Here is a 21,218-nt window from a genome sequence, read left to right on the forward strand (position 1 = left end):
CAATCAGTAGGAAGCCTGCAGCCCAAGCGAGACCGCACGCGGCGACCCGGGCGCCACCCAGGTGCGCTGGTAGGAACTGGTGTAGTAGGTCTTGTCGAACAGGTTGTCGATATCGAACGACAGCCGCAGGCCGCGTGCGATGTGCCAGTGCGCGACCAGGCGCGCCACCGTATAGGCCGGCAGATCGAACGGCGCTGCACCGCCGCTGGCCTGGGCCTGGGTGCGTGCTTCGCCCAGGCGGCGGCCCGTGTGCGTCACGCCGCCGCCGACGCCGAAGCGGGCGCCATTGGCCAGCGCGCCTTCGTACATCAGCATCAGGCTGCCGTTCACGCGCGGCACGTTGAGCAAACGGCCTCCGGTTTCCAGTGTGTTGTCGCGCACCACCTCGGCATCGATCAGGGACAGACTGGCATTGGCGCGCCAGGCGCGGCCCAGTTGCCCCGCCAGGTCGAAGTCCAATCCCCGGCTGCGCACTTCGCCGGCAGCCACCGAATAGGCGGGTTGCTGCGGATCGGTGGTGAGGGCATTGCGTTTGGGGATATCGAACAAGGCCAGGGTGGCGCCAAGCCGGCCGCCTGCCTGTTCCCATTTCAGGCCCGCCTCGCTGGCCTTGCCGCGCTCGGGCGCGAAGGCGGAGCCGCTGGCGTCGCTGCCCGTATTGGGACGGAAGGAGCTGCCCCAGTTGGCAAACAGCGTCCACTCCGGCGTGGCGAGGTAGCTGGCGCCGACCCGCGGCGAGGTGGCATTCGGCTCCTGGCGGGCGAGCGTGCCGTTGCGCCGGTTGGCCAGGGTCTGCTCGTGCCCGTCGTGCCGCAAGCCGGCCACCACGCGCCAGTGCTGGCCAAGGCGCAGCGTGTCCTGCGCATACACTGCCACGCTGCGCTGCTTTTCCAGCGTATCGGTAAACAGGGCAGGCACCGGCAGCGGCTGGCCGTAGAGGGGCGCCAGCACGTCGATCGCATACGGCGCGGCAGCGCTCGGGCTGGCGCGGAACATGCGCAGGTCGTAATCAAAGCGATAAGCCTCCGCACCGAGCAGCAGTTCATGGCCCGGCGCCGGACTGCCCGCCAGTTCCAGGTGGCCGGCCAGGTCGTCGGAGCCGTAATCGCGCAGGCGGCGCTGGCGGCGCAGCGTGCGCTGGTCTGCATTGAGGGTGGCGACCGGTTCGGTGGCGTAGCCATCGAGCAGGCCGCGCTTCCACAGCAAGCCGGCGCGCAGTTGCCACGCCTCCGACAGCACATGCTCGAGCATCAGCTGCTGGGTGCTGTTGAAGATGCGGATATCGCCGTCGCCCGGTTCGCCGAGGAAACGCTCGCGCGGCACGGCGCCCAGTTCGCCGTTGACCGCTGCGATGCCGCGGTCCAGCGTGCCCACATGGCGCAGCAATTCGCCGCGGTACTCAATGCGCGTGCCCGGTCCGGCCTTGATGCTCAGCGCCGGCGCCAGTAGGGTGCGGCGTGCATCGACATGGTCGCGGAAACTGTCGCGCTTTTCGCTGGCAGCATTCAGGCGCCAGGCCAGCGCTTCGCCCAGCGGGCCGGTGGCGTCGAGCGCCGCGCGGCGCAGGCCGAAGCTGCCGGCCACCGCATCGAGCGCGTAGGCGGGCCGCCAGAGCGGGCGCTTGCTGACGATATTCAGCGTGCCGCCGGGTTCGCTGGCGCCGTACAGCGCCGCCACCGGGCCTTTCAGGAACTCGATGCGTTCGACGGCAGCCGTGTCGCGCGGCGCGTTGATGCCGCCGCGATTGGCGGCAAAGCCATTCAACAGAAGGGCCATGCCGTTGTTCGGATCCCCGGCCAGGCCGCGGATGGCGATGTTGTCCCACAGGCCGCCAAAGCTGTTCTGGCGCGATACGCCGCCGGCGTAATCGAGGGCATCGTCGATGCGCAGGGCGCCCAGGTCGTCCAGCACCTGGCGCGGCATGATGCGCACGGCTTGCGGCAGTTCGCGCAGCGGCAGGCCGGTCTTGCTGCCCAGCGCATCGCTGGCCAGGTAGCTGCCGGAGTCGCGGCGGCCCACGACTTCGACGGTTTGCGGTTCTTCGGCACGAACCGACAGGGTGAGCAGTGCCAGCGCAGCCGGGATGGCACGCAGGCGGATTTTCTTCGTCATTTTTATCTTCTCGTCTTGCTTGATCAATGCGCCGCCGCACTGGGCGGCGCCGGGACTTGGTCAGGGCAAGGCGTTGGCGGGCGGGCCGCGCGGCAGGTAGGGCGGTGCCGCGCGACGGCCAGGCGAAGCCCGCTCGGCATAGGCCAGCGGGCGCGCCGGGGCCTGTGCCTGGGGCAGCAGTAGTGGCGTGGCCGGCAGGCGCTCGGCCAGCGTGGCGGCATCGTAAGCCAGGCAGGAATGCGTGGGCGCGACGTCGCGCCCGGCTTCCTGTGAGGCGTGGGCGATGCGGTGGTGCAGGCCGGCGGAAACCGCCGTCAGCAAGGCGGCCGCCAGCAGGGCGGCCAGCGCAATATGGATGGCACGCCGCGCTGGCACGCGGGTGCGACGGAATTTGGGCATATCGAATAGCGGCAAGATGCCGCGGGCGTAACGGGGAATCCTGCGCGCAAGCGGCAGGGAGGTCAGGTCACGAAGCGATACGGGGCGGCGCCTGCCGCTGGGGGATCAGGTAGCGCTGCGGCGCGATTGCCGCTGGCGCCGAAGGCTGGCGCGCCAGGAAGTAGGCGACAGCCAGGAAGATTGCCAGGAGGGCGGGCGGGGTGGATGGAACGTCGGCCGGGAAATGGCTGGCCATCTGGCAGGCCACGCAGTCGTCCAGCTTGTCGGCCAGGTCGTGGCTGTGCGAGGACGATGCCAGCACCTGCAATGCAAACACGATGGCGCACAACGCGAGCAGCCAGCGCCACAGGCGATCGCCTTGGCGCAGTCCGTAACGTTGGGTGTCAGGCCTGGTTTGCATAGCGAGCGAGTATAGCAACATTTGCCGGTTGACCGCCATCGCGATGGCGGTTCGCCAATCTTGCAAACATGTATACCTGGCTCGCGGGATCACTTATCATTGCGTTTTGGCAATATTGGGGTTGTCATGAGCACTCGCATATCGTTTCTGAAATTGAGCCTGATTTGCGGCCTGGTGCTGCCCGTCTTGCTGTCCGGCTGCGCCACGACGGTGGCAGATCCGCTGGCGGCGCCGTTGACGGCCGAGCAAAGCGCGGTAGCCGTCAGCATCACCAACAACACAACCACGGCTTACAAGTTCGACGAACTGACCGTCCGCCGCCTGGGGACGGGGCAGGAATTCCTGTTGAAAGCGAGCGTCAAGCTATCTTCGCGCGATACCAATCTGTTCATTGGCGTGTTGCCTGCGGGGGAGTACCAGCTTGTCATGCTGAGGGACGATTCCATCAGCACAACCTTGAAACTGCAGGACGGGCCCGGCCTCACTGGCAATTTCCGCGTGGTCGGAGGGGCGCCGACAGATCTGGGGCGTTTGATCGTTGCGCCAATCAATTTCAAGGCCCTGGTCGGGCGCAGCAGCCGCGTCCTCACCAACTTCCCGCTGATCAGGAACTTTGCGCCTGCGTATGCACCGCTGTTTGAAAAGGAACAGCTTGGCGGCTGGATCGGGCCGCGCCATGCCGACGACAACATTGAGGAGTATGCGCGAAGCCGGCCTGGCGACGCGGAATGCATCACCGAAACAGAGGGCGGTCTGGTGTTGGCCGGTGCACGCCTGGGTACCCTGATGCTGCGCCAGCCGGGCGGCAAATGGCTTGCCTTGGGCAGCACCAGCGTGGCTGCGCTGAATTGCGCCTTGCCGGTCAAGCTGCCCAATGCGGACTTCCTGGTGGCCGGCGAGTTTGGGACGCTGCTGCGTCACGAAAAAGGCGAGGCTGCACTGCGCCAGGTCCAGACCGGGGATTTGCCAGCCGGGAACCTGCTTCGCATTATCGGCAATAGTCAAAGTGGCTGGTATGTCGCCAACCAGCGTGGCCAGACCGTCACCCTGTACCATTCCCCCGAGCTGGAAAGCGGGAAATGGACCGAGGTCCGCCGCGATCACGTCGACCGCCTGCTGGGGAATTTCGAATACCGCTACTGGATCTGGCCCACTGCCAATGGCCTGGCATACACAACGGGGCGGGGCGCGATTCAAATGCTGGACTTTGCTACAAAACGCTGGGACACCGTCGCCTTGCCCGAAAAGGAAGCCTTTTCCGGACTGGCCTTAAGTCCCAATGGAATGCTGGCAATGCGCGCCGGACTCGAGAGGCATTATGTTTCCCACGACGGCGGCAAGCACTGGGCACAGGTAAAGATCAACATCGAGGGCGGGGGCTACGTGGACGTTGGATCGCTCCAGCAAAGGGCCGATGGATCGATGGTCTTTGTGGGGCAAAACCTGGACCACAAAAGCATACTGTTCCGCAGCAGGGACCAGGGCCGGACCTGGACTGCCGAATCCCGCTTCCGTTTCCGCTACCGCGTGACGGTACTCAAGTCGACGCCCATGTTGCGGACGTCGGACGATAACCTGGACTACTTCATGTCCCTGAGCACATCTACCGATGGTGATTACTGGCGCGAAGAGTTTTCCACTTACGACCGTGAGTATGCGAAGTGGGAAGAAGAGCGCAAAGCCGGCAAGTCAGCCCCTTAGTTCGATTATTTCCAGCCAGGAGAGCCATGAAACTCAGCAAGTTCGTCATGAAAGCAGGCCTGATTGTGCTGCCGGTTGCCGCGGCCGCTGCTGCGCAAGCGGAGCAAAATGCGGTAGCGATTAGCATTACCAGCAATACCAGCCAGATCGATACGTTTGACCGCCTGCGCCTGCAGCGCGTGGGGTCGAGCCAGAATATCCAGCTGAAAAAGACCGGGAGACTGGTCTCGCGCGGCACCAGCTTATTTACCGGCACCTTGCCGGCCGGGGAGTACAAGCTCTCCCTGCTGGAAGACACCAAGAGCCACCTTAATTTGCAATTGGCGGCGGAAAGCGGTTTTATCGGCAACTTCCTGGTGAAGGGCGGCGGTCCGGTGGACCTGGGGCGCCTGATCGTTACGCCGCTCAATCTCAAAGTCGTGGTTGGCCGCAGCGGACGCGTGACGAGCAACCTGCCCCTGATCAAAGCCTACGCGCCCGAGCAGGCGCCGCAGTATGAAAAGCAGGCGGCTGGCGGCTGGGTGGACCAGCGTCAACCGAAAGACAAAGTCGAGGAATATGCCATCAGCAAGCCAGGCGACCTCGAATGCATTACCGAGAAAGACGGACTGGTCCTGGCCGGTGGCCGCATGGGTACCCTGATGCAGCGCCAGGCAAACGGCGTGTGGCGCGGGTTGAACGGACCCGGCATTGCTGCGCTGAACTGCGCTTCGCCTGTCAAACTGCCTGATGCCGACTTGCTGGTGACCGGCGAATTTGGCACGCTGCTGCGCCTTGCCAGGGGCGAAAGCAAGCTGCAAGCGGTACCGATCGGCGACCTGCCGCCCGGTAACCTGCTGCGCATAGTCGGCAGCGTCAACAGCGGCTGGTATATCGCCAACCTGCGTGACGACCATGTGACCCTGTATTTTTCGCCGAAACTGGACAGCGGAAAGTGGAGCGAAGTGCGCAAGGACCCTGTCGAGCGCCTGCCCGGGAGGCTGGGTTACCGCTACTGGATTTGGCCGACCGCCAATGGGCTGGCTTATACGACGGGGCGCGATGCGATCCAGTCACTGGACTTTGGCACGCGTCAGTGGAGCCCGCTGGCACTGCCGGCAAAACAGAAGTTTTCCAGTTTGAAGGTGAGCCCGACTGGCATGCTGGCGATTGCCGGTGGCGGCAGACATTACGTTTCTTACGACGCGGGCAAGCAGTGGGACGCGGTCAAGCTCGGCTTGCCCAAGGGCTCTTCGGATGTCGGGACGGTCCAGCAAATGGCCGATGGTTCGTTCTTGATAATGGGCGTGGATCACGCGCAAAAGAGCGCCCTGTATCGCAGCGCCGACAAAGGCCAGAGCTGGCAGCTATTGAAACAGTTCGAATGGCCTTACCACGTGCAGGTGATGAAATCGGTCCCACTCCTGCAAATGTCGGACGAAAGCAGTTTCGGCTTCCTGACGATAAGCACGTCGTCCGATGGCATGAAATGGAACGCGGAATACTCCAGCTACGACAAAGAGTTTGGCGAGCACGAAAAGAAGCGCAATGAGCAATAAGCCGCTGTCGCCTGGTCCCGGTCAGTCCTTGAACGCCGGCGCGCGCTTGGCCATGCCGGACATCATGGCTTCCTGCAGGTCGGCCGACATCAGCATGGCCGCGTTCCAGGTGGCGTTGTAATTGAGGCCGTCGGCAATCGAGTGGTCGCGCGCGTAGGTGATCATTTCCTTCACGCCGCGCACGGCCAGCGGCGCCTTGGCCGCGATATCGGCGGCAATCGCGCGCACGCCTTCGCGCAGCGCTTCCGGCGAATCGAACACGCGGTTGACCAGGCGGATTTCCCTGGCTTCTGCCGCCTCCACCTTGCGCGCCGTGTAGGCCAGTTCGCGCGCCATGCCTTCCCCGATCAGGCGCGGCAGGCGCTGCAGCGTGCCCACGTCGGCCGTCATGCCGATATCGATTTCCTTGATCGAGAACCAGGCGTCCGCCGAGCAGTAGCGCATGTCGGCGCAGGTCACCAGGTCGATGCCGCCGCCCACGCAGGCGCCATGCACGGCCGCCAGTACCGGCTTGCGGCAGCGTTCCAGGCTGGTGAGGGTGTCCTGCAGATCGAGGATGATGCGGCGCAGCGATTCGCGCATGCGGCCGTCGCAATCGTTCTGGATCTGCTGGCCCAGGCCCATCATCATCTGCAGGTCGATCCCGGCCGTGAAGGCCCTGCCTTCGCCTTCCAGCACGGCGACGCGGATTTCCGGCGTGTCGTCGACGTAGCGGAAGGCGCTGCGGATGTCGTGCCACATGGCCAGGTTCATCGCGTTCAGCTTTTCCGGCCGGTTCAGCCGCACGGTGGCGATATGGTCTTCTACGCTGATGGCGACTGTTTCCAGCACTGGAATGCTCATGGGGTTCTCCTCGATGGTCAGGAACGCAATTATGGCAGCGGCCTGGCGCAGGATTTAGAGTAAAGACGTTAAAAAAGCCCGCACTTGGCGGGCTTTTCGTGGCCTGGCGCTTATTGCTCGGCGCCGTGGCACTTCTTGTACTTCTTGCCGCTGCCGCACGGGCAGTCGTCATTGCGGCCGACTTTCGGCTCCTCGTGCTTGACGGTGGTCACGCCGGTTTTGCGGCGCGGCACCCACCATTTGTGGATAGCCGGCAGGTTGGCTTCGATGTCCAGGGCCAGTTGGTGGGCTTTCACCGGGTCTTCCACTTCCGGCAGTTCTTCCGGCTTGATCTCGTCGGCGCCCAGCAGGTAGATCGGGCGCATCAGCGGAGCAGCTTCGGAATCCCAGATCTCGTCCCAGGACCCCTCGCGCAGTTCCATGCCTTCCCAGAAGCCCCAGCACCAGGCTTCGGCGTTCAGCAGAACCTTGCCTTCATGTTCGTGCTCGACGAACAGCGGCTCGAATTCTTTCGGCGCCACTTCAAAGGTCACCAGCACTTCGTTCATGAAGCGGGTGATCAGGTTGTAGATGCGCTCTTCCTGCTTCGGGTTCTTGAACTTTGGCCCGTCCTTGCGATCCTCGCCCCAGATGCTCGGCAGCCATTCGGCCGGGGTAATCGGCTCCGGCCCGATGGCGATGGCGGTCAGATAGCCATGCAGGTGGTCCATCGTCATGGAATCCTCCGGGCTCTGGTCGCTTAGCAGGAAGTTGTCGAGTTCGTCGAATTCTTTGTCGGTCAATGGCTGGTCGAGTTGCATGGCTTGGCGCTCTATATATTGGGTCGAAGGGCGACAGTATACGCCCTGGCCCTTACAATAGCGAGAATGACGCATCCATTCCTTGAATTGAGCCCGGACCGGGTACTCGACGCCCTGGCCAGCATCGGCCTGTATGGCGATGGCCGCCTGCTGGCGCTGAATTCCTATGAAAACCGTGTCTACCAGGTGGGCATGGAAGAGGGGCCGCCGGTGGTGGCCAAGTTTTACCGCCCGGGGCGCTGGACCGACGAACAGATCCAGGAGGAGCACGCCTTCGTGCAGGAGCTGCAGGAGCGGGAAGTGCCGGCCGTGCCGGCGCTGGCGCGCGACGGCCGCACCTTGCATGAATTCGAGGGTTTCCGTTTTGCCGTCTTCCCGCGCCATGGCGGCCGCGCGCCGGAAATGGATGATCCCAAGGTGCTGGAGTGGACCGGCCGCTTCATCGGCCGCATTCACGCAGCCGGGTCAGCGCGCCGGTTCGCCTCGCGTCCGACCCTGGACATTGCCTCCTTTGGCGAAGAGCCGCGCGACTGGCTGCTGGCCAGCGATTTCCTGCCGCCGGAACTGGTAACACCCTGGCGCTCGGTGGTCGACCAGGCACTGGACGGCGTGCGGCGCTGCTATGAACGGGCAGGGCAGGTCGAGCTGATCCGCCTGCACGGGGATTGTCATGGTGGCAATGTTTTGTGGACCGATGCAGGGCCGCACTTCGTCGATTTCGACGATGCCCGCATGGGGCCGGCCGTGCAGGACCTGTGGATGATGCTGTCCGGCGAGCGGAGCGACATGGTGCGCCAAATGGGCGATATCCTTGCCGGGTACGAGGACATGCGGGAATTCGACCCGCGCGAGCTGTACCTGGTGGAAGCCCTGCGCACGTTGCGCCTTGTCCACTACTCGGCCTGGCTGGCACGGCGATGGGACGATCCTGCGTTCCCGCTGGCTTTTCCGTGGTTTAATACACAACGATACTGGCAAGATCGTATCCTCGAATTGCGCGAGCAGATCGCGCTGATGGACGAGCCTCCCCTCTGGCCGGTTTAACTGGTAAAACGCGAGAATTGGCGGGATTTTCCCGCCTTGCTCGCGCGCTTCGCCCCTGCTGGACTCATCGATAATGGCAACATCACCCCAAAAGCCAAGCGAGATCCTCATGCAAGCACAACTGCCGCCAAATACCGACGCCGTCGCCAGTGACCGTGCTGAGCATGAGAAAGCCGAGCTGAAAGCGATCACCGAAGCCATTGCCCGCGTTGAAGCCGAGGCGAAAGCCCAGTGCGCCGCCGAATCGCGCGCCGTGGCCGAAGCCCGCGCCCGCGCCCTGGCAGAAGACCGCGCCGCCCTTGAATCGGCCGCTGCGGCGGCGGCGGTGCAGAATGCCGAAGCTGCCGAAGAAGCCATCAAGATCAACAAGGAGCGCCTGGAAACCCTGCGCGCAGCCGCATCGGCCAGCGTGGCCCGCCTGGAGGCCGTCAAGCAGGAAACCGCCGAACTGCGCGCCCGTGTCGACGCCGACATCCAGGTGCGCCTGGCTGCCGAGCAGCGCGCCAAGGCCGAGGAAGAAGGCCGCCGCCGCGCCGCCGAGCAGGTCGCGGAAGAAGCCAAACTGGCCGAATTGGCCAACAAGGCCGCCGAAGAACTGGCCGTCCAGGCCGAGCATGCCCGCATGCAGGCGGCCGAACGCGCCGCCGCCGTGCAGGCTGCCCGCGATGAGGTGGTGGGTGTGGCCTCTGCCGACGCCCGCATGGCCGCCATCGCCCGCGAGCGCGAGCGCCAGGCCCATGCCGCCCGCCTGACCGCCGAACAACTGGCCAGCACCGAAGCCGAAGCGCTGGAAGTCACCCGCCAGCGCGAGCGCGCCGACCAGGTGGCGCTGGAAGCGGCCTTCAAGCGCGCCGCCGCCGAGGTGCGCGCGCTGGAAGAAGCGCGCGCCCTGGCCCACCTGGAGCAGGAGCGCGAACAGATCGCGCTGGCCAAGGCCGAATCGGACCGCAGCGCCGCCCAGTCGCTGCACCTGCGCCTGCAGACTGAAAAAGAGATCCGCGACGCCGCGCAGCACCGTGAGCGCGTCGAGGTCATGGCCGCCACCGCCGCCCAGGCCCGGCGCGACGCCGACCTGCAGATCATCGCCGCCACCGAGCGCCGCGTGGAGACGGACCGCCAGCTGCACGCCATCGCCATGGCGCGCGTGGAAGCCGAGCAGCAAGCCGATTTTGAAACCCGCGCCCGCCTGGAAGCGGAAGCCGTAGCGCTGGAGCAGGCCAAGCTGCGCGAACAGGCCGAGCAGGCCGCTGCCGAACAGGCCCGCATCGAAGCGGAAGAACACCAGCGTGCGGCCGCCATTGCTGCCGAACGCCAGCAGCTGTCAGCGCGCTCGGTCGCCGTGGCCGCCGAACAGGCCTCGGCCGAGAAGATTGAACGGGATGCGGTAGCTGCGCAACTGGCTGCTGCGGAAGAAGCCAATGCCCTGGCACAGGAAAAAGCCGCTGCTGCCGTGCGCCTGGCCGATGCCGAGCGGGCTCGTGCCGACGCGGAGCAGGCCGCGCTGGACGCCATCAATGCCCGCCTGGCCGAAGCTGAACGCGCCCGCGCCAACGCCGAGCAGGCCGCGCTGGAAGCAATGAACGACCGCATCGCTGCCGAAGAAGTCGCCACCGCGGCCGCCAAGGCGCGGGTCGATGCCGAACGTGCCGGCGCTGCCGAAGCGCGCCGCAAGGCCGCCGCCGATGCGCGCCTGCAGGTGGCTGCCGAGCAGGAAGCCGCGGCCGTGCGCGCGATGGCAGAGCAGGTTGAATTTGATGCGGCCAACAAGGCTGCCGCTGCCGCAGCTGCCGCTGCCCAGGCGCGCCTGGCAGGTGAACTGGTCAAGGCGCAGGCAGAGCGTACGAAGGCCGAGCAGGCTCGCGTTGCGGCTGAGGAGTCGCTGCTGAAGTCGGAGCTGGAATTCGTGGCCAAGGAGCGCGACACGCTGGCGCTGATCGACCAGAAACTGGTGCAGCAGCGCGCCGCCAATGCGGCCGAAGTGCGTGCGGCCAAGGCGATCGAGGTGCGCGTCGAGCTGGAGAAGAAGGCAGCCGCGGCCGCCAAGGCGCGTGCCGATGCCGAGGAGCAGTTGGTGGAAGTGGCGCGCCAGCGTGAAGCGGCCGAGGTGGCGGCCAATGAGGCGGAATGGGCCAAGCTGGCGGAGCAGAAGACCCTGGTCGATACCGTTCACGCGCATGCCGAGCTGCAGCGCCGTGTGACCGCGACGACCGCGGCGATGGTGGAGTCGAAGAAGAAGCTGCTGGAGCAGGAGGCACGACGCCAGCATGCGGCGCAGAATATGCTGAGTGCGATGGAGGATAAGGCGGCGCATCCGGCCGACGAGCAGTCGGAGACCATGGCGCGCGATGTGATCGGGCGGCTGAAGGACACTGCTGGCGCCGTGTGGCGCGGCCGCTAAATCCGGTAAACCTGGGTCTGACCCAAGGGTCAGACCCTGTCTGATCATCGGCCAACTGGGAAGTACCGGCAAACTATGCGCTGACTGGGTCTGACCCTTGGGTCAGACCCGGACTCTCCGGTTTAAGGCTGAACGTTCACCGACTCAACAAAGTACTGCGTGTCGCCGAAGCACGAAGTCGGCACGCCCTTATGCTGCGCATAATGCAGCACCACCCGCTTGCCCGCCGCCGCCGCGATCTGCGATGCGACAGCATCATCGCGTACGGTAAATTCAAACTTTTCCGGAATCGCCCCCGGCATCGAGGTCAGAAGAATCTCCCCCTCCCAGGTCTTGCAAATCCACCCGCGCTTGGAAAACTTCTGCAAATACCCGGCGCGCTCGCCCTCCGAATACGAATAGTTCAACGCCACCCACACATAAGCTGCAAACAGCAGCGCCACGGCGGCCAGCAGGCCACCGACAATCACCAGCACACGACCCATTAAGACTCCTGAGGATGTAGTTTTTTGTATTTAAGGGAAGACCACAGCGATACAGCAATAAACGCCACCCCGGACAGGCCGGTGAACCACTCCGGGATGTGATACTTCACGCTGGCGAACATGATCAGGGCCAGGATGCCGATCGCGTAGTGCGCGCCGTGCTCGAGGTAGATGAACTCGTCCAGCGTGCCCTTGTGCACCAGGTACACGGTCAGCGAACGCACGTACATCGCGCCAATGGCCAGGCCCAGCATGATGATGACCACGTCGCTTGTGATGGCAAAGGCGCCGATCACGCCGTCGAAGGAGAACGAGGCGTCCAGCACTTCCAGGTAGAGGAAGCCGCCGATCGAGCCGCCGGCCACAGCCTTGCCGACTTCGCCATGGCCTTCTTCTTCGAGCAGGCTGCTGATCCAGCCCACGCCCACGTAAATCGCAGTACCGATCACGCCCGAGTACAGCACGGTATAGCGCTTGGCCTCCGGCACCATCTGCACGCACAGCACCACGGCGACCAGGGTCAGCAGCACGGCCAGGCTTTCGGTGCCGTATTTGCCCACTTTTTCCTCAAACCAGTGAATCCAGTGCACATCCTTTTCTTCGTCGAACAGGAAGTTCAGGAAAACCAGCAGCAGGAAGGCGCCGCCAAAGGCTGCCACTTCCTCATGCACCCCCAGCAGGTGGCGCGAGTATTCTTCCGGCGTCTTGAGCGCCATGTCCCACACCGACAGCATGTCCAGCCCGGTCGCCGCCGCCACGATGGCCAGCGGGAAGATCAGCCGCATGCCGAACACGGCCACCAGGATGCCGACGGTCAGGAACAGTTTCTGCCAGAACGCGTTCCAGTTCTTGAGGACCGAGGCGTTGACCACGGCATTATCAAACGAGAGCGAGACTTCCATCACTCCCAGGACGCCGGTAATCCACAACGCGGTAATCGCAGCGGACATGCCGCCATGGTTATAGCCCCACCAGCCGGCCAGCCCCATCAAAACGATGGTGACAATAATCGAAATCCTGAAATGCTTCATTTTTGCTTGCTATTAATAATTGTTAGTGCGCCGATTATAATGGGGGATTGCACCTTAGGACGCTATAAATGGATCTCGCTTACCTGCTGACGCCTGTCTTGACCTGGATTACTGTCGGTCCGATCAAATTCCTGATTAACAGTATCAAAGCCCGCAAATGGGCATTCAACCTGGTCGGGAATGGCGGCTTCCCATCCAACCACAGTGCCGTGGTCTCCAGCATGGCCACCCTGATCGCCCTGCGCGAGGGCATCGGGCATCCGGCCTTCGGCGTGGCGGTCGCGCTGTGTTTCATCGTGATCATTGACGCCAACAGCCTGCGCCAGCACGTCGGCCGCCAGGCGGCGGCGATCAACCGCCTGGCCAAGGATGCCACTGAACATAAATGGCTGCGCGAACGGATGGGCCATACCGTGATCGAGATCACCGGTGGCCTGGCCACCGGCATTGCCATGGGCCACATCATCTTCGCCCTGTTCCCACGCGTTTAATCCCTTCCAATACCCCTGGATTGCTACACTAATGTAGCAATCCTTTCTTGCAGTTCAGCCACCGTTTTTGCGGTTCATCCGCGAATCCTGCAGTCCAGCCCTAAAAACCGGCAGTCTGGCCCGCGGCGAATTGACACTCTCCCTCTGTAAAAGGATACTTTTGCACGCTGCAGAAGTATGCATTCCATATTCAAAAATAAGCCGTCCACCAAACTGGAGATTCACATGTTGCGTAAAACCCTATTAGCTCTCGCCGTTGCATCCGCGCTGGTCGCCTGCGGCAAGTCCGACAAGGCGCCTGAAGCCGGCAAGGCCAGCGCCTCGGCGACTGCCGACGCGAAAGGCAAGGGCGATGACAAGAAGCTTGCAACGCTGCAGGTTGCATCTGAAGATCTGGTGACGGTGGAAAGCAATGCCCTGTCGTCCGGTCCGGTGATCACCGGTTCCATCCAGCCTGAACGCAAGGCCGACCTGCGCGCGGAAGTCGGCGCCGTCGTGATGCAAGTGCTGAAGGAGAACGGCGAAGCGGTCAAGAAGGGCGACCTGCTGGTGCGCCTGGACGATACTTCCCTGCGCGATGCGCTGAATTCGGCCCAGGAAGCCGTGCGTGCTTCCACCCAGTCGATGGACCAGGCCGAGCGCGTACTGCAGCGTCAAAAAACCCTGAAAGCCTCCGGCATGGTGTCCTCGCAGGTGCTGGAAGACGCCGAAGTGCGACGCAATAATGCCCAGTCCGACCTGTCGGCTGCCAAGGCTCGACTGGTGGCCGCCAACCAGCAGCTGACCCGCACCCTGGTGCGCGCGCCGTTCGACGGCATCGTCTCCGAACGCAAGGTCTCGGCCGGCGATACCGCGCAGATCGGCAAGGAACTGGTGAAAGTGGTCGACCCGGCGTCGATGCGCTTCGAAGGCCGCGTTTCGGCTGACTCGGTGGGCGTGGTCAAGGCAGGGCAGGGCGTGGTGTTCGCCATCAACGGCTACCAGGGCCAGAACTTCCTGGGCAAGGTCAAGCGCGTTGACCCGGCCGCCAATCCGGTCACCCGCCAGGTTGAAGTGCTGGTCGATTTCGCCGACAAGAACCTGCCGCGCGTCGCCGGCCTGTTCGCCGAAGGCCGCATCGAAGCGGAAACCACTTCCGCCCTGATGGTGCCGGAGTCGGCCCTGGTCAAGCAAGGCGACACCACCTACGTCTGGAAGATCAAGGACAAGGCCTTGTCCAAAGCCACGCTGCAAATGGGCGCACGCGATGCGCGCAGCGGCAACTGGCAGGTGCAGTCGGGCCTGGCCAAGGGCGATATCGTGATGCGTACCCCGGCCTCCGGCTTCCGCGATGGCCAGAAAGTCGACCTGCAAATGAACAAGGCGGTTGCATCCGCTTCGGTGCCGGCCAATGCCGTCAAGGGCAACTAAAGAAGTATAAAAACCAGGGAAACCGGGGAAACCAAGCCATGTTCCTTTCTAATTTCAGTATCAAGCGCCCAGTCGCCATGATCGTCCTGATCGTGGCGATGATGGCCATGGGCCTGCTGGCCTTGTCCAAGCTGCGCGTCAACCAGAATCCCGACGTCGAGATTCCTCTGTTGATCGTCAACATTCCGTATCCTGGCGCTTCGCCGGAGACGGTCGAACGCGAGGTGGTCAACCGCCTCGAAAAATCGCTGCAGTCGATTGCCGGCGTGACCGACCTGTATTCGACCTCGCGCGAGGGCAGCGCCACCATCGAAATGCGCTTCACGTTCCAGAAGAACTTGATCGAAGCGTCCGACGAGGTGCGTAACGCCATCGCTTCAGTGCGCTACAAGCTGCCGACCGAGATGCGCGAGCCGATGATCCAGCGCATCGACACCTCGGCCGACCCGATCATGCAGATGTCGCTGTCGTCCAAGACCCAGTCGCATGCCGTGCTGTCGCGCCTGGCCGAAGACAAGCTGGCCGACCGCTACCGCGCGCTGGACGGGGTGGCCGTGGTCAACGTCAACGGTTCGCTGCGGCGCGAATTGTCGGTGCTGCTGCGCGCCGACAAGCTGCGCGAGTTCAACGTCTCGGTGGCCGAAGTAGCCAACGCGGTACGCATGCAGAACACCAACGCCCCGGTGGGCAAGGTGCGCGGCGACCTGGAAGAGAAGGCGATCCGCCTGGTCGGCCGGATCGAGCGTCCGGAAGAATTCAAGGACGTGGTAGTCAAGCGCAACGGCGACCAGCTGATCCGCCTGGGCCAGGTAGCGACCATCGAAGACGGCTTTGCCGAGATCAATAACGTCAGCCTGCGTTCGGGCAAGCCGAACGTCGGCCTGGCCGTGATCCGCGCGCGCGATGCCTCCACCGTGTCGGTGGCCAAGGCAGTGCGCAAGCTGACCGAAGACATCAACAAGGAATTCAAGGAAGAAGGCAACGGCACTTCGCTGGAAGTGACCCGCGACGGCGGTGAAGACGCGCAGGATTCCCTCAACAACGTGATCGAAGCCCTGGTGTTCGGCGCCGTGCTGACCATCTTCGTGGTGTACGCCTTCCTGAACTCCTGGCGCTCCACCCTGATTACCGCGCTGTCGCTGCCGACTTCGGTGGTGGCAGCCTTCATCGCAGTGTGGCTGTGCGGCTTCACGCTGAACTTCATGACCCTGCTCGGCCTGTCGCTGGCGATCGGCGTGCTGATCGACGATGCGATCGTGGTGCGTGAAAACATCGTGCGCCACATGCAGAACGGTTCCGACCGCCGCAAGGCAGCGCTGGAAGGCACGGCCGAAATCGGCCTGGCCGTGGCCGCGACCACCTTCTCCATCATGGCCGTGTTCATCCCGGTCGCCTTCATGGGCGGCATGCCGGGCGAATGGTTCCGTCCATTCGCGCTGACCGTGACCTGCTCGGTGGCCGTGTCGCTGTTCATTTCCTTCACGCTGGACCCGATGCTGTCGGCCTACTGGGGCGACCCGCCTGACCACCACAACGCGCCGAAGAAGGGCATCGGCAAGGTGCTGGACAAGTTCAACCACTGGTTCGACCACCAGGCCGACCGTTACGGCAAGGTGATTGCCTGGGCGCTGCACCATCGCCGCTGGATGGCCGTGATTGCCGTGGCGACCTTTGTTGGCGCGCTGGCGCTGCAGGGCACCATCGGCGGCTCCAGCTTCCTGCCGAAAGTGGACTTCGGCACCATCGCCATCGACGTGCGCACCCCGTCCTCGTCCAGCCTGGACTACACCAAGACCAAGATGGAAAAGGCCGCGCAGATCGCCCACACCATTAAAGAAGTGAAGGCGACCAGCACCTACGTCAACCTGTCGGGCGGCCGTATCTGGGTCGACATCGGCAAGCGCAAGGAGCGCAAGCGCGATGCCACCGAGATCGGCATGGAACTGCGCCAGAAGCTGGCCGGCCTGGTGGGCGGCGAATTCGTGGTGCTGGAAGACATCAACAACGGCGCCCGCAAGCCGGTGCAGATCGACTTCGTCGGCCCCGATTCGCGCAAGCTGATGGAGATCACCAACCAGTACATGGAGAAACTGCGCCAGGTCAAGGGCGCGGTTGACGTCGGCCTGTCCGAGCAAGATCCGAAGGACGAGCTGCAGATTGAACTGAACCGCGGCCTGGCCAATTCGATGGGCATTTCCGCCGGCGACGCGGCGCAGTCGCTGCGCGTGGCCTTTGCCGGTATCGAAGTGGGCGACTGGGTCGATCCGACCGGCGAGACGCGCGACGTAGCCGTGCGCCTGCATCCGGAAGACCGGGTGAGCCCTGACAATATCGAGCGCCTGCCGATCGCCGTCACCGGCACCAACCAGATGGTACCGCTGGACCAGATCGCCAAGATCACCATGGGCAAAGGACCGGCCACCATCCGCCACAAGAACGGCAAGCGCATGGTCTCTGTCTCGGCCAACGTGGAAGGCCGCTCGAACGGCGAAGTGATCAAGGAAGCCCGCGAGCTGGCTGAAAAGATGGACTACCCGCCAGGCTTCGGCATGGACGTGGGCGGCTCGGGCAAGGACCAGGCGGAAGTGTTCGGCGCCATGGGCATTGCCCTGGTATCCGGCATCGGCCTGATGTACCTGGTGCTTGTGATGCAGTTCGGCTCCTTCACGGCGCCGGGCGCGGTGATGCTGTCCTTGCCTTTGTCGCTGATCGGCGTGGTGGTGGGCCTGCTGCTGACAGGCGGTACCTTGAACCTGATGAGCTTTATCGGAGTCATCATGCTGATGGGCCTGGTGGCCAAGAACGCCATCCTGCTGCTCGACGCGGCGCGCAAGCGCGAAGAAGAAGGCTATGGCCGCGAGGATGCGCTGATGTATGCGGGCCGCATGCGTTTGCGTCCGATCCTGATGACGACTTTTGCGCTGATCGCAGGCATGATGCCGGTGGCAATCGGCATGGGCGATGGCGGTGAGTTCTACCGTCCGATGGCCGTGGCCATCATCGGCGGCACCATCACCTCGACCCTGCTGACCCTCCTGGTGGTGCCGACCTTCTACGACAGCATCGAGATCACCCGCGACAGCATGGTGAATAAATTCAAGCTTCGCGAGGAACGCTGGAATACCCTGGCGGCCTTCGTGCTGACCCTGGTGGAAGCGATCCTGGCGCTGACCTTCGTGCGCCTGGTGTACCGCTTGCTCAAGAAGCTGTTCGTGCTGGCCAGCGGGCGTGGCCGCAAGCCAACCATGGCTTGAACCCTGCCTGGCAGGATCAAAGAGGGGCCTCCGGGCCCTTTTTTAATACTTCATAAATTAACAAAAAGTTAATCAATGTTTTTATCTGATTTTAGTGTGAAACGACCGGTTGCGATGATCGTGCTGATCATCTCGATGATGGCGATGGGATTGCTGGCGCTGTCCAAGCTGAAGGTCAATGAGCGGCCCGATGTCGAAGAGCCGGTGCTGAACGTGACCGTCCCGTACCCTGGGGCATCGCCCGAAACGGTGGAGCGCGAAATCGTCAACCGCCTGGAAAAGCAATTGCAGTCGATTGCCGGTGTCACCGACACCTACAGCACCGCGCGCGAAGGGTTGGCCAGCTTCCGCCTCATCTTCAGCTTCGACAAGAACATGATCGAGGCTTCGGACGAGGTGCGCAATGCCATCGCGGCAGTGCGCTACAAGCTGCCGACCGAAATGCGCGAACCGCAGATCGTCAAGCGCGACATGGCCGCACAGCCGATCGTCTACCTGTCGTTGTCGTCGCCCGTGCTGTCGCATGCCGCCATTTCGCGCCTGGCCGAAGACAAGCTGGCCGACCGCTTCCGCGGCGTCGACGGCGTCGCAGCGGTCAGCGTCAACGGGGCCATGCGGCGTGAATTGTCGGTGCTGCTGCACGCGGACAAGCTGCGCGAATACAGCGTCTCCGTGGTGGAGGTGGCACAAGCGCTGCGCATGCAAAATGCCAATGCGCCGGTGGGCAAGGTGCGCGGCGCGCTCGATGAGAAGGCGATCCGCCTGGTCGGCCGTATCGAGCGCCCGGAAGCATTCAAGGACGTGGTGGTCAAGCGCCGCGGCGACGAATTGATCCGCCTGGGACAACTGGCCACCATCGAAGATGGTTTTGCCGAGCGCAACGACCTGAGCCAGCGCAGCGGCAAGCCGGACGTGGGCCTGAATATCGTGCGTTCACGCGATGCCTCCACGGTGAGCGTGGCCAAGGCAGTGCGCAACATGGTGGCAGAAATCAACAAGGAATTCAGCGACGGCACCAAGCTGGAGATTACCGAGGATGGCGGCGAATTTGCGCAGAATTCGCTGAACAATGTCATTGAAGCGCTGGTGCTGGGCGCCGGCCTGACCATCTTCGTGGTGTATGCCTTCCTGAATTCCTGGCGTTCGACCCTGATCACCGCATTGTCCTTGCCCACTTCGGTCATCGCCGCCTTTATCGCAGTCTGGCTGTGCGGCTTCACGCTGAACTTCATGACCCTGCTTGGCCTGTCGCTGGCGATCGGCGTGCTGATCGACGACGCGATCGTGGTGCGCGAAAATATCGTGCGCCATATGCAGCTGGGCAAGGACCGGCGCACGGCCGCGCTGGAAGGCACGGCCGAGATCGGGCTGGCCGTGGCCGCCACCACGTTCTCCATCATGGCAGTGTTCATCCCGGTCGCCTTCATGCCAGGCATACCGGGCGAATGGTTCCGTCCGTTTGCGCTGACGGTCACCTGCTCGGTTGCCGTGTCGCTGTTCATTTCGTTCACGCTGGATCCGATGCTGTCGGCTTTCTGGGGCGATCCGCCTGACCACCATACTGCGCCAAAGCAGGGCATCGGCAAGATGCTGGACTCCTTCAATCATTGGTTCGACCAGCAGGCCGACCGCTACGGCACGGTGATCGAATGGGCGCTGCACCACCGGCGCTGGATGGCCGTAATTGCCTTTGCCAGCTTTGCCGCCGCGATTGCCTTGCAAGTGAAATTTGTCGGCACCAGCATGCAACCGAAGACCGACAACGGCTTCATCATGATCGAGGTGCGCACGCCGTCCTCTTCCAGCCTCGATTACACGCGCCGCAAGATTGAGCGCGCTGCCCAGATCGCCCATACGCTGAAGGAAGTGAAGGCCACCAGCACCAATATCAACCTGGCCAGCGGCAACATTTTCGTCGACATCGGCAAGCGCAGCGAACGCAAGCGCAATGCGACCGAGATCGGCTCGGAATTGCGCCGTAAGCTGGGCGGCATGGTAGGTGGCGAATTCGTGGTACTGGATGATTTTTCCAACAACGCTGCCAAGCCGGTGCAGATCGACTTCGTTGGCCCTGATTCGCGCAGGTTGATGGAGATTACCAACGCCTTTATGGACAAGCTGCGCCAGGTGCCTGGCGCGGTCGACGTTGGCCTGTCCGAGCAGGATCCGAAAGACGAGCTGCAGATTGAACTGAACCGAGGCCTGGCCAACTCGATGGGCATCTCAGCTGGCGATGCAGCAAGCGCCCTGCGCGTAGCTTTTGCCGGCATCGAGGTGGGCGACTGGGTCGACCCGACCGGCGAAGCGCGCGATGTGGCGGTGCGCCTGCATCCGGACGACCGTGTCGGCCTGCAGAACATCGAACGGCTGCCGATCACAGTCTCTGGCTCCAGCCAGATGGTGCCGCTGGACCAGATCGCGCGCATCACCATGGGCAAGGGGCCGGCCGCCATCCTGCACAAGAACGGCATGCGCACGGTGTCGGTGACGGCCAATGTGGAAGGGCGCTCGCAGGGCGAGGTGATCGCCGAGGCGCGCAAACTGGCCGCAGCCATGGATTACCCGCCTGGCTTCGGCCAGGCCGTGGGCGGCGCCGGCAAGCGCCAGGCCGAGCTGTTCACCAGCATGACGATAGCGTTGCTGTCCGGCATCGGCCTGATGTACCTGGTGCTGGTCATGCAGTTCGGCTCCTTTACGGCGCCGGGTGCGGTAATGCTGTCGCTGCCCTTGTCCCTGATTGGTGTGGTGGCTGGATTGCTGGTATTCGATGACACGCTTAACCTGATGAGCTTTATCGGCATCATCATGTTGATGGGACTGGTAGCCAAGAACGCCATCCTGCTGCTGGACGCGGCGCGCAAGCAGGAGGCCGAGGGCATGCCGCGCGAAGCGGCGCTGATGCAGGCAGGGCGCATGCGCTTGCGCCCGATCCTGATGACGACCTTCGCCTTGATTGCGGGCATGCTGCCGGTAGCCATCGGCATGGGCGACGGCGGCGAGTTCTATCGCCCGCTGGCGATTGCCATCATCGGCGGCACCATCACCTCAACGCTGCTGACCCTGCTGGTCGTACCGACTTTTTACGACAGCATCGAAATCGCCAAGGACCGCATGCTGGCCAAATTCCGCCGCCGCGACAGCCGCTGGGGTGCGGGAGTGGCCTTCGTGCTGACGTTTGTGGAAGCCATCCTGGCCCTGGTTTTCGTGCGGCTGGTGTTCCGACTTATTATGAAGCTGTTCTCGTTTGTAAGCAGAAAGCAACAAAGTCAGCCCGCCTGATTGCCCTATGAAAGAGGGCCTTCGGACCCTCTT

15 protein-coding genes are annotated in these 21,218 nt (G+C 63.4%); 8 read left to right on the top strand and 7 right to left on the bottom strand.

From position 1 onward, the window contains the following. Positions 1 to 3: 3 nt before the first annotated feature. The 3 genes from ACN9MZ_RS10720 to ACN9MZ_RS10730 all read right to left on the bottom strand — a co-directional run bounded on the left by ACN9MZ_RS10720 (position 4) and on the right by ACN9MZ_RS10730 (position 2,911). Entirely contained in the window at positions 4 to 2,112 is a 2,109-nt protein-coding gene (locus tag ACN9MZ_RS10720) for a TonB-dependent siderophore receptor (protein ID WP_426342123.1), read from the bottom strand. Positions 2,113 to 2,172: 60 nt separating this feature from the next. After that, positions 2,173 to 2,511, bottom strand: a complete 339-nt coding sequence (locus ACN9MZ_RS10725) for a hypothetical protein (RefSeq protein ID WP_426342124.1) — start codon at positions 2,509 to 2,511, stop codon at positions 2,173 to 2,175. A gap of 67 nt (positions 2,512 to 2,578) precedes the next feature. Beyond that, positions 2,579 to 2,911, bottom strand: a complete 333-nt coding sequence (locus tag ACN9MZ_RS10730) for a hypothetical protein (protein ID WP_426342125.1) — start codon at positions 2,909 to 2,911, stop codon at positions 2,579 to 2,581. A gap of 99 nt (positions 2,912 to 3,010) precedes the next feature. Here ACN9MZ_RS10730 and ACN9MZ_RS10735 point away from each other — a divergent pair, with 99 nt between their 5' ends. Continuing rightward, the gene (locus ACN9MZ_RS10735) at positions 3,011 to 4,612 is read left to right on the top strand and encodes a hypothetical protein (protein WP_426342126.1); all 1,602 of its coding nucleotides are present in this window, start codon (positions 3,011 to 3,013) and stop codon (positions 4,610 to 4,612) included. Between the two features lie 26 nt (positions 4,613 to 4,638). After that, complete coding sequence (locus tag ACN9MZ_RS10740; RefSeq protein ID WP_426342127.1) at positions 4,639 to 6,150, top strand: hypothetical protein; 1,512 nt, start codon at positions 4,639 to 4,641, stop codon at positions 6,148 to 6,150. Positions 6,151 to 6,171: 21 nt separating this feature from the next. Here ACN9MZ_RS10740 and ACN9MZ_RS10745 read toward each other — a convergent pair whose 3' ends face one another. Further along, entirely contained in the window at positions 6,172 to 6,993 is an 822-nt protein-coding gene (locus tag ACN9MZ_RS10745) for a crotonase/enoyl-CoA hydratase family protein (protein WP_426342128.1), read from the bottom strand. A gap of 110 nt (positions 6,994 to 7,103) precedes the next feature. Then, a complete protein-coding gene (locus tag ACN9MZ_RS10750; protein ID WP_426342129.1) occupies positions 7,104 to 7,793 on the bottom strand; it encodes a UPF0149 family protein in 690 nt (229 codons plus the stop codon). 66 nt (positions 7,794 to 7,859) lie between these two features. Between ACN9MZ_RS10750 and ACN9MZ_RS10755 the strand changes: the two genes are divergently transcribed. Further along, complete coding sequence (locus ACN9MZ_RS10755; RefSeq protein ID WP_426342130.1) at positions 7,860 to 8,837, top strand: serine/threonine protein kinase; 978 nt, start codon at positions 7,860 to 7,862, stop codon at positions 8,835 to 8,837. Positions 8,838 to 8,946: 109 nt separating this feature from the next. Then, positions 8,947 to 11,235 carry a hypothetical protein gene (locus ACN9MZ_RS10760; protein WP_426342131.1) on the top strand — a complete coding sequence of 763 codons (2,289 nt, stop codon included), beginning with the start codon at positions 8,947 to 8,949 and terminating at the stop codon, positions 11,233 to 11,235. A gap of 122 nt (positions 11,236 to 11,357) precedes the next feature. Here ACN9MZ_RS10760 and ACN9MZ_RS10765 read toward each other — a convergent pair whose 3' ends face one another. Beyond that, entirely contained in the window at positions 11,358 to 11,720 is a 363-nt protein-coding gene (locus ACN9MZ_RS10765) for a hypothetical protein (RefSeq protein ID WP_426342132.1), read from the bottom strand. Further along, positions 11,720 to 12,751 (bottom strand): DUF475 domain-containing protein, encoded by a 1,032-nt coding sequence (locus ACN9MZ_RS10770; protein WP_426170754.1) that lies wholly within the window; start codon positions 12,749 to 12,751, stop codon positions 11,720 to 11,722. The genes ACN9MZ_RS10765 and ACN9MZ_RS10770 overlap by 1 nt, the downstream gene beginning before the upstream one ends. A 68-nt stretch (positions 12,752 to 12,819) precedes the next feature. Here ACN9MZ_RS10770 and ACN9MZ_RS10775 point away from each other — a divergent pair, with 68 nt between their 5' ends. The 4 genes from ACN9MZ_RS10775 to ACN9MZ_RS10790 all read left to right on the top strand — a co-directional run bounded on the left by ACN9MZ_RS10775 (position 12,820) and on the right by ACN9MZ_RS10790 (position 21,185). After that, positions 12,820 to 13,242, top strand: a complete 423-nt coding sequence (locus ACN9MZ_RS10775; protein ID WP_426342133.1) for a divergent PAP2 family protein — start codon at positions 12,820 to 12,822, stop codon at positions 13,240 to 13,242. Between the two features lie 225 nt (positions 13,243 to 13,467). Then, positions 13,468 to 14,652 (top strand): efflux RND transporter periplasmic adaptor subunit, encoded by a 1,185-nt coding sequence (locus ACN9MZ_RS10780; RefSeq protein ID WP_426342134.1) that lies wholly within the window; start codon positions 13,468 to 13,470, stop codon positions 14,650 to 14,652. Positions 14,653 to 14,690: 38 nt separating this feature from the next. Further along, entirely contained in the window at positions 14,691 to 17,906 is a 3,216-nt protein-coding gene (locus ACN9MZ_RS10785; protein WP_426342135.1) for an efflux RND transporter permease subunit, read from the top strand. 75 nt (positions 17,907 to 17,981) lie between these two features. After that, positions 17,982 to 21,185, top strand: coding sequence for an efflux RND transporter permease subunit (locus ACN9MZ_RS10790; RefSeq protein WP_426342136.1), 3,204 nt, complete (start codon positions 17,982 to 17,984; stop codon positions 21,183 to 21,185). Positions 21,186 to 21,218 lie beyond the last annotated feature (33 nt).

The organism is Pseudoduganella sp. S-14, from assembly GCF_049913285.1.
Classification (GTDB): domain Bacteria; phylum Pseudomonadota; class Gammaproteobacteria; order Burkholderiales; family Burkholderiaceae_D; genus Rugamonas.

What these genes read in the sequence shown, in the direction of transcription:
- ACN9MZ_RS10770 (WP_426170754.1), bottom strand. Translation starts at nt 12,751, where the DNA reads ATGAAGCATTTCAGGATTTCGATTATTGTCACCATCGTTTTGATGGGG.
- ACN9MZ_RS10720 (WP_426342123.1), bottom strand. Translation starts at nt 2,112, where the DNA reads ATGACGAAGAAAATCCGCCTGCGTGCCATCCCGGCTGCGCTGGCACTG.
- ACN9MZ_RS10730 (WP_426342125.1), bottom strand. Translation starts at nt 2,911, where the DNA reads ATGCAAACCAGGCCTGACACCCAACGTTACGGACTGCGCCAAGGCGAT.
- ACN9MZ_RS10750 (WP_426342129.1), bottom strand. Translation starts at nt 7,793, where the DNA reads ATGCAACTCGACCAGCCATTGACCGACAAAGAATTCGACGAACTCGAC.
- ACN9MZ_RS10755 (WP_426342130.1), top strand. Translation starts at nt 7,860, where the DNA reads ATGACGCATCCATTCCTTGAATTGAGCCCGGACCGGGTACTCGACGCC.
- ACN9MZ_RS10760 (WP_426342131.1), top strand. Translation starts at nt 8,947, where the DNA reads ATGCAAGCACAACTGCCGCCAAATACCGACGCCGTCGCCAGTGACCGT.
- ACN9MZ_RS10790 (WP_426342136.1), top strand. Translation starts at nt 17,982, where the DNA reads ATGTTTTTATCTGATTTTAGTGTGAAACGACCGGTTGCGATGATCGTG.
- ACN9MZ_RS10765 (WP_426342132.1), bottom strand. Translation starts at nt 11,720, where the DNA reads ATGGGTCGTGTGCTGGTGATTGTCGGTGGCCTGCTGGCCGCCGTGGCG.
- ACN9MZ_RS10725 (WP_426342124.1), bottom strand. Translation starts at nt 2,511, where the DNA reads ATGCCCAAATTCCGTCGCACCCGCGTGCCAGCGCGGCGTGCCATCCAT.
- ACN9MZ_RS10780 (WP_426342134.1), top strand. Translation starts at nt 13,468, where the DNA reads ATGTTGCGTAAAACCCTATTAGCTCTCGCCGTTGCATCCGCGCTGGTC.
- ACN9MZ_RS10740 (WP_426342127.1), top strand. Translation starts at nt 4,639, where the DNA reads ATGAAACTCAGCAAGTTCGTCATGAAAGCAGGCCTGATTGTGCTGCCG.
- ACN9MZ_RS10785 (WP_426342135.1), top strand. Translation starts at nt 14,691, where the DNA reads ATGTTCCTTTCTAATTTCAGTATCAAGCGCCCAGTCGCCATGATCGTC.
- ACN9MZ_RS10745 (WP_426342128.1), bottom strand. Translation starts at nt 6,993, where the DNA reads ATGAGCATTCCAGTGCTGGAAACAGTCGCCATCAGCGTAGAAGACCAT.
- ACN9MZ_RS10775 (WP_426342133.1), top strand. Translation starts at nt 12,820, where the DNA reads ATGGATCTCGCTTACCTGCTGACGCCTGTCTTGACCTGGATTACTGTC.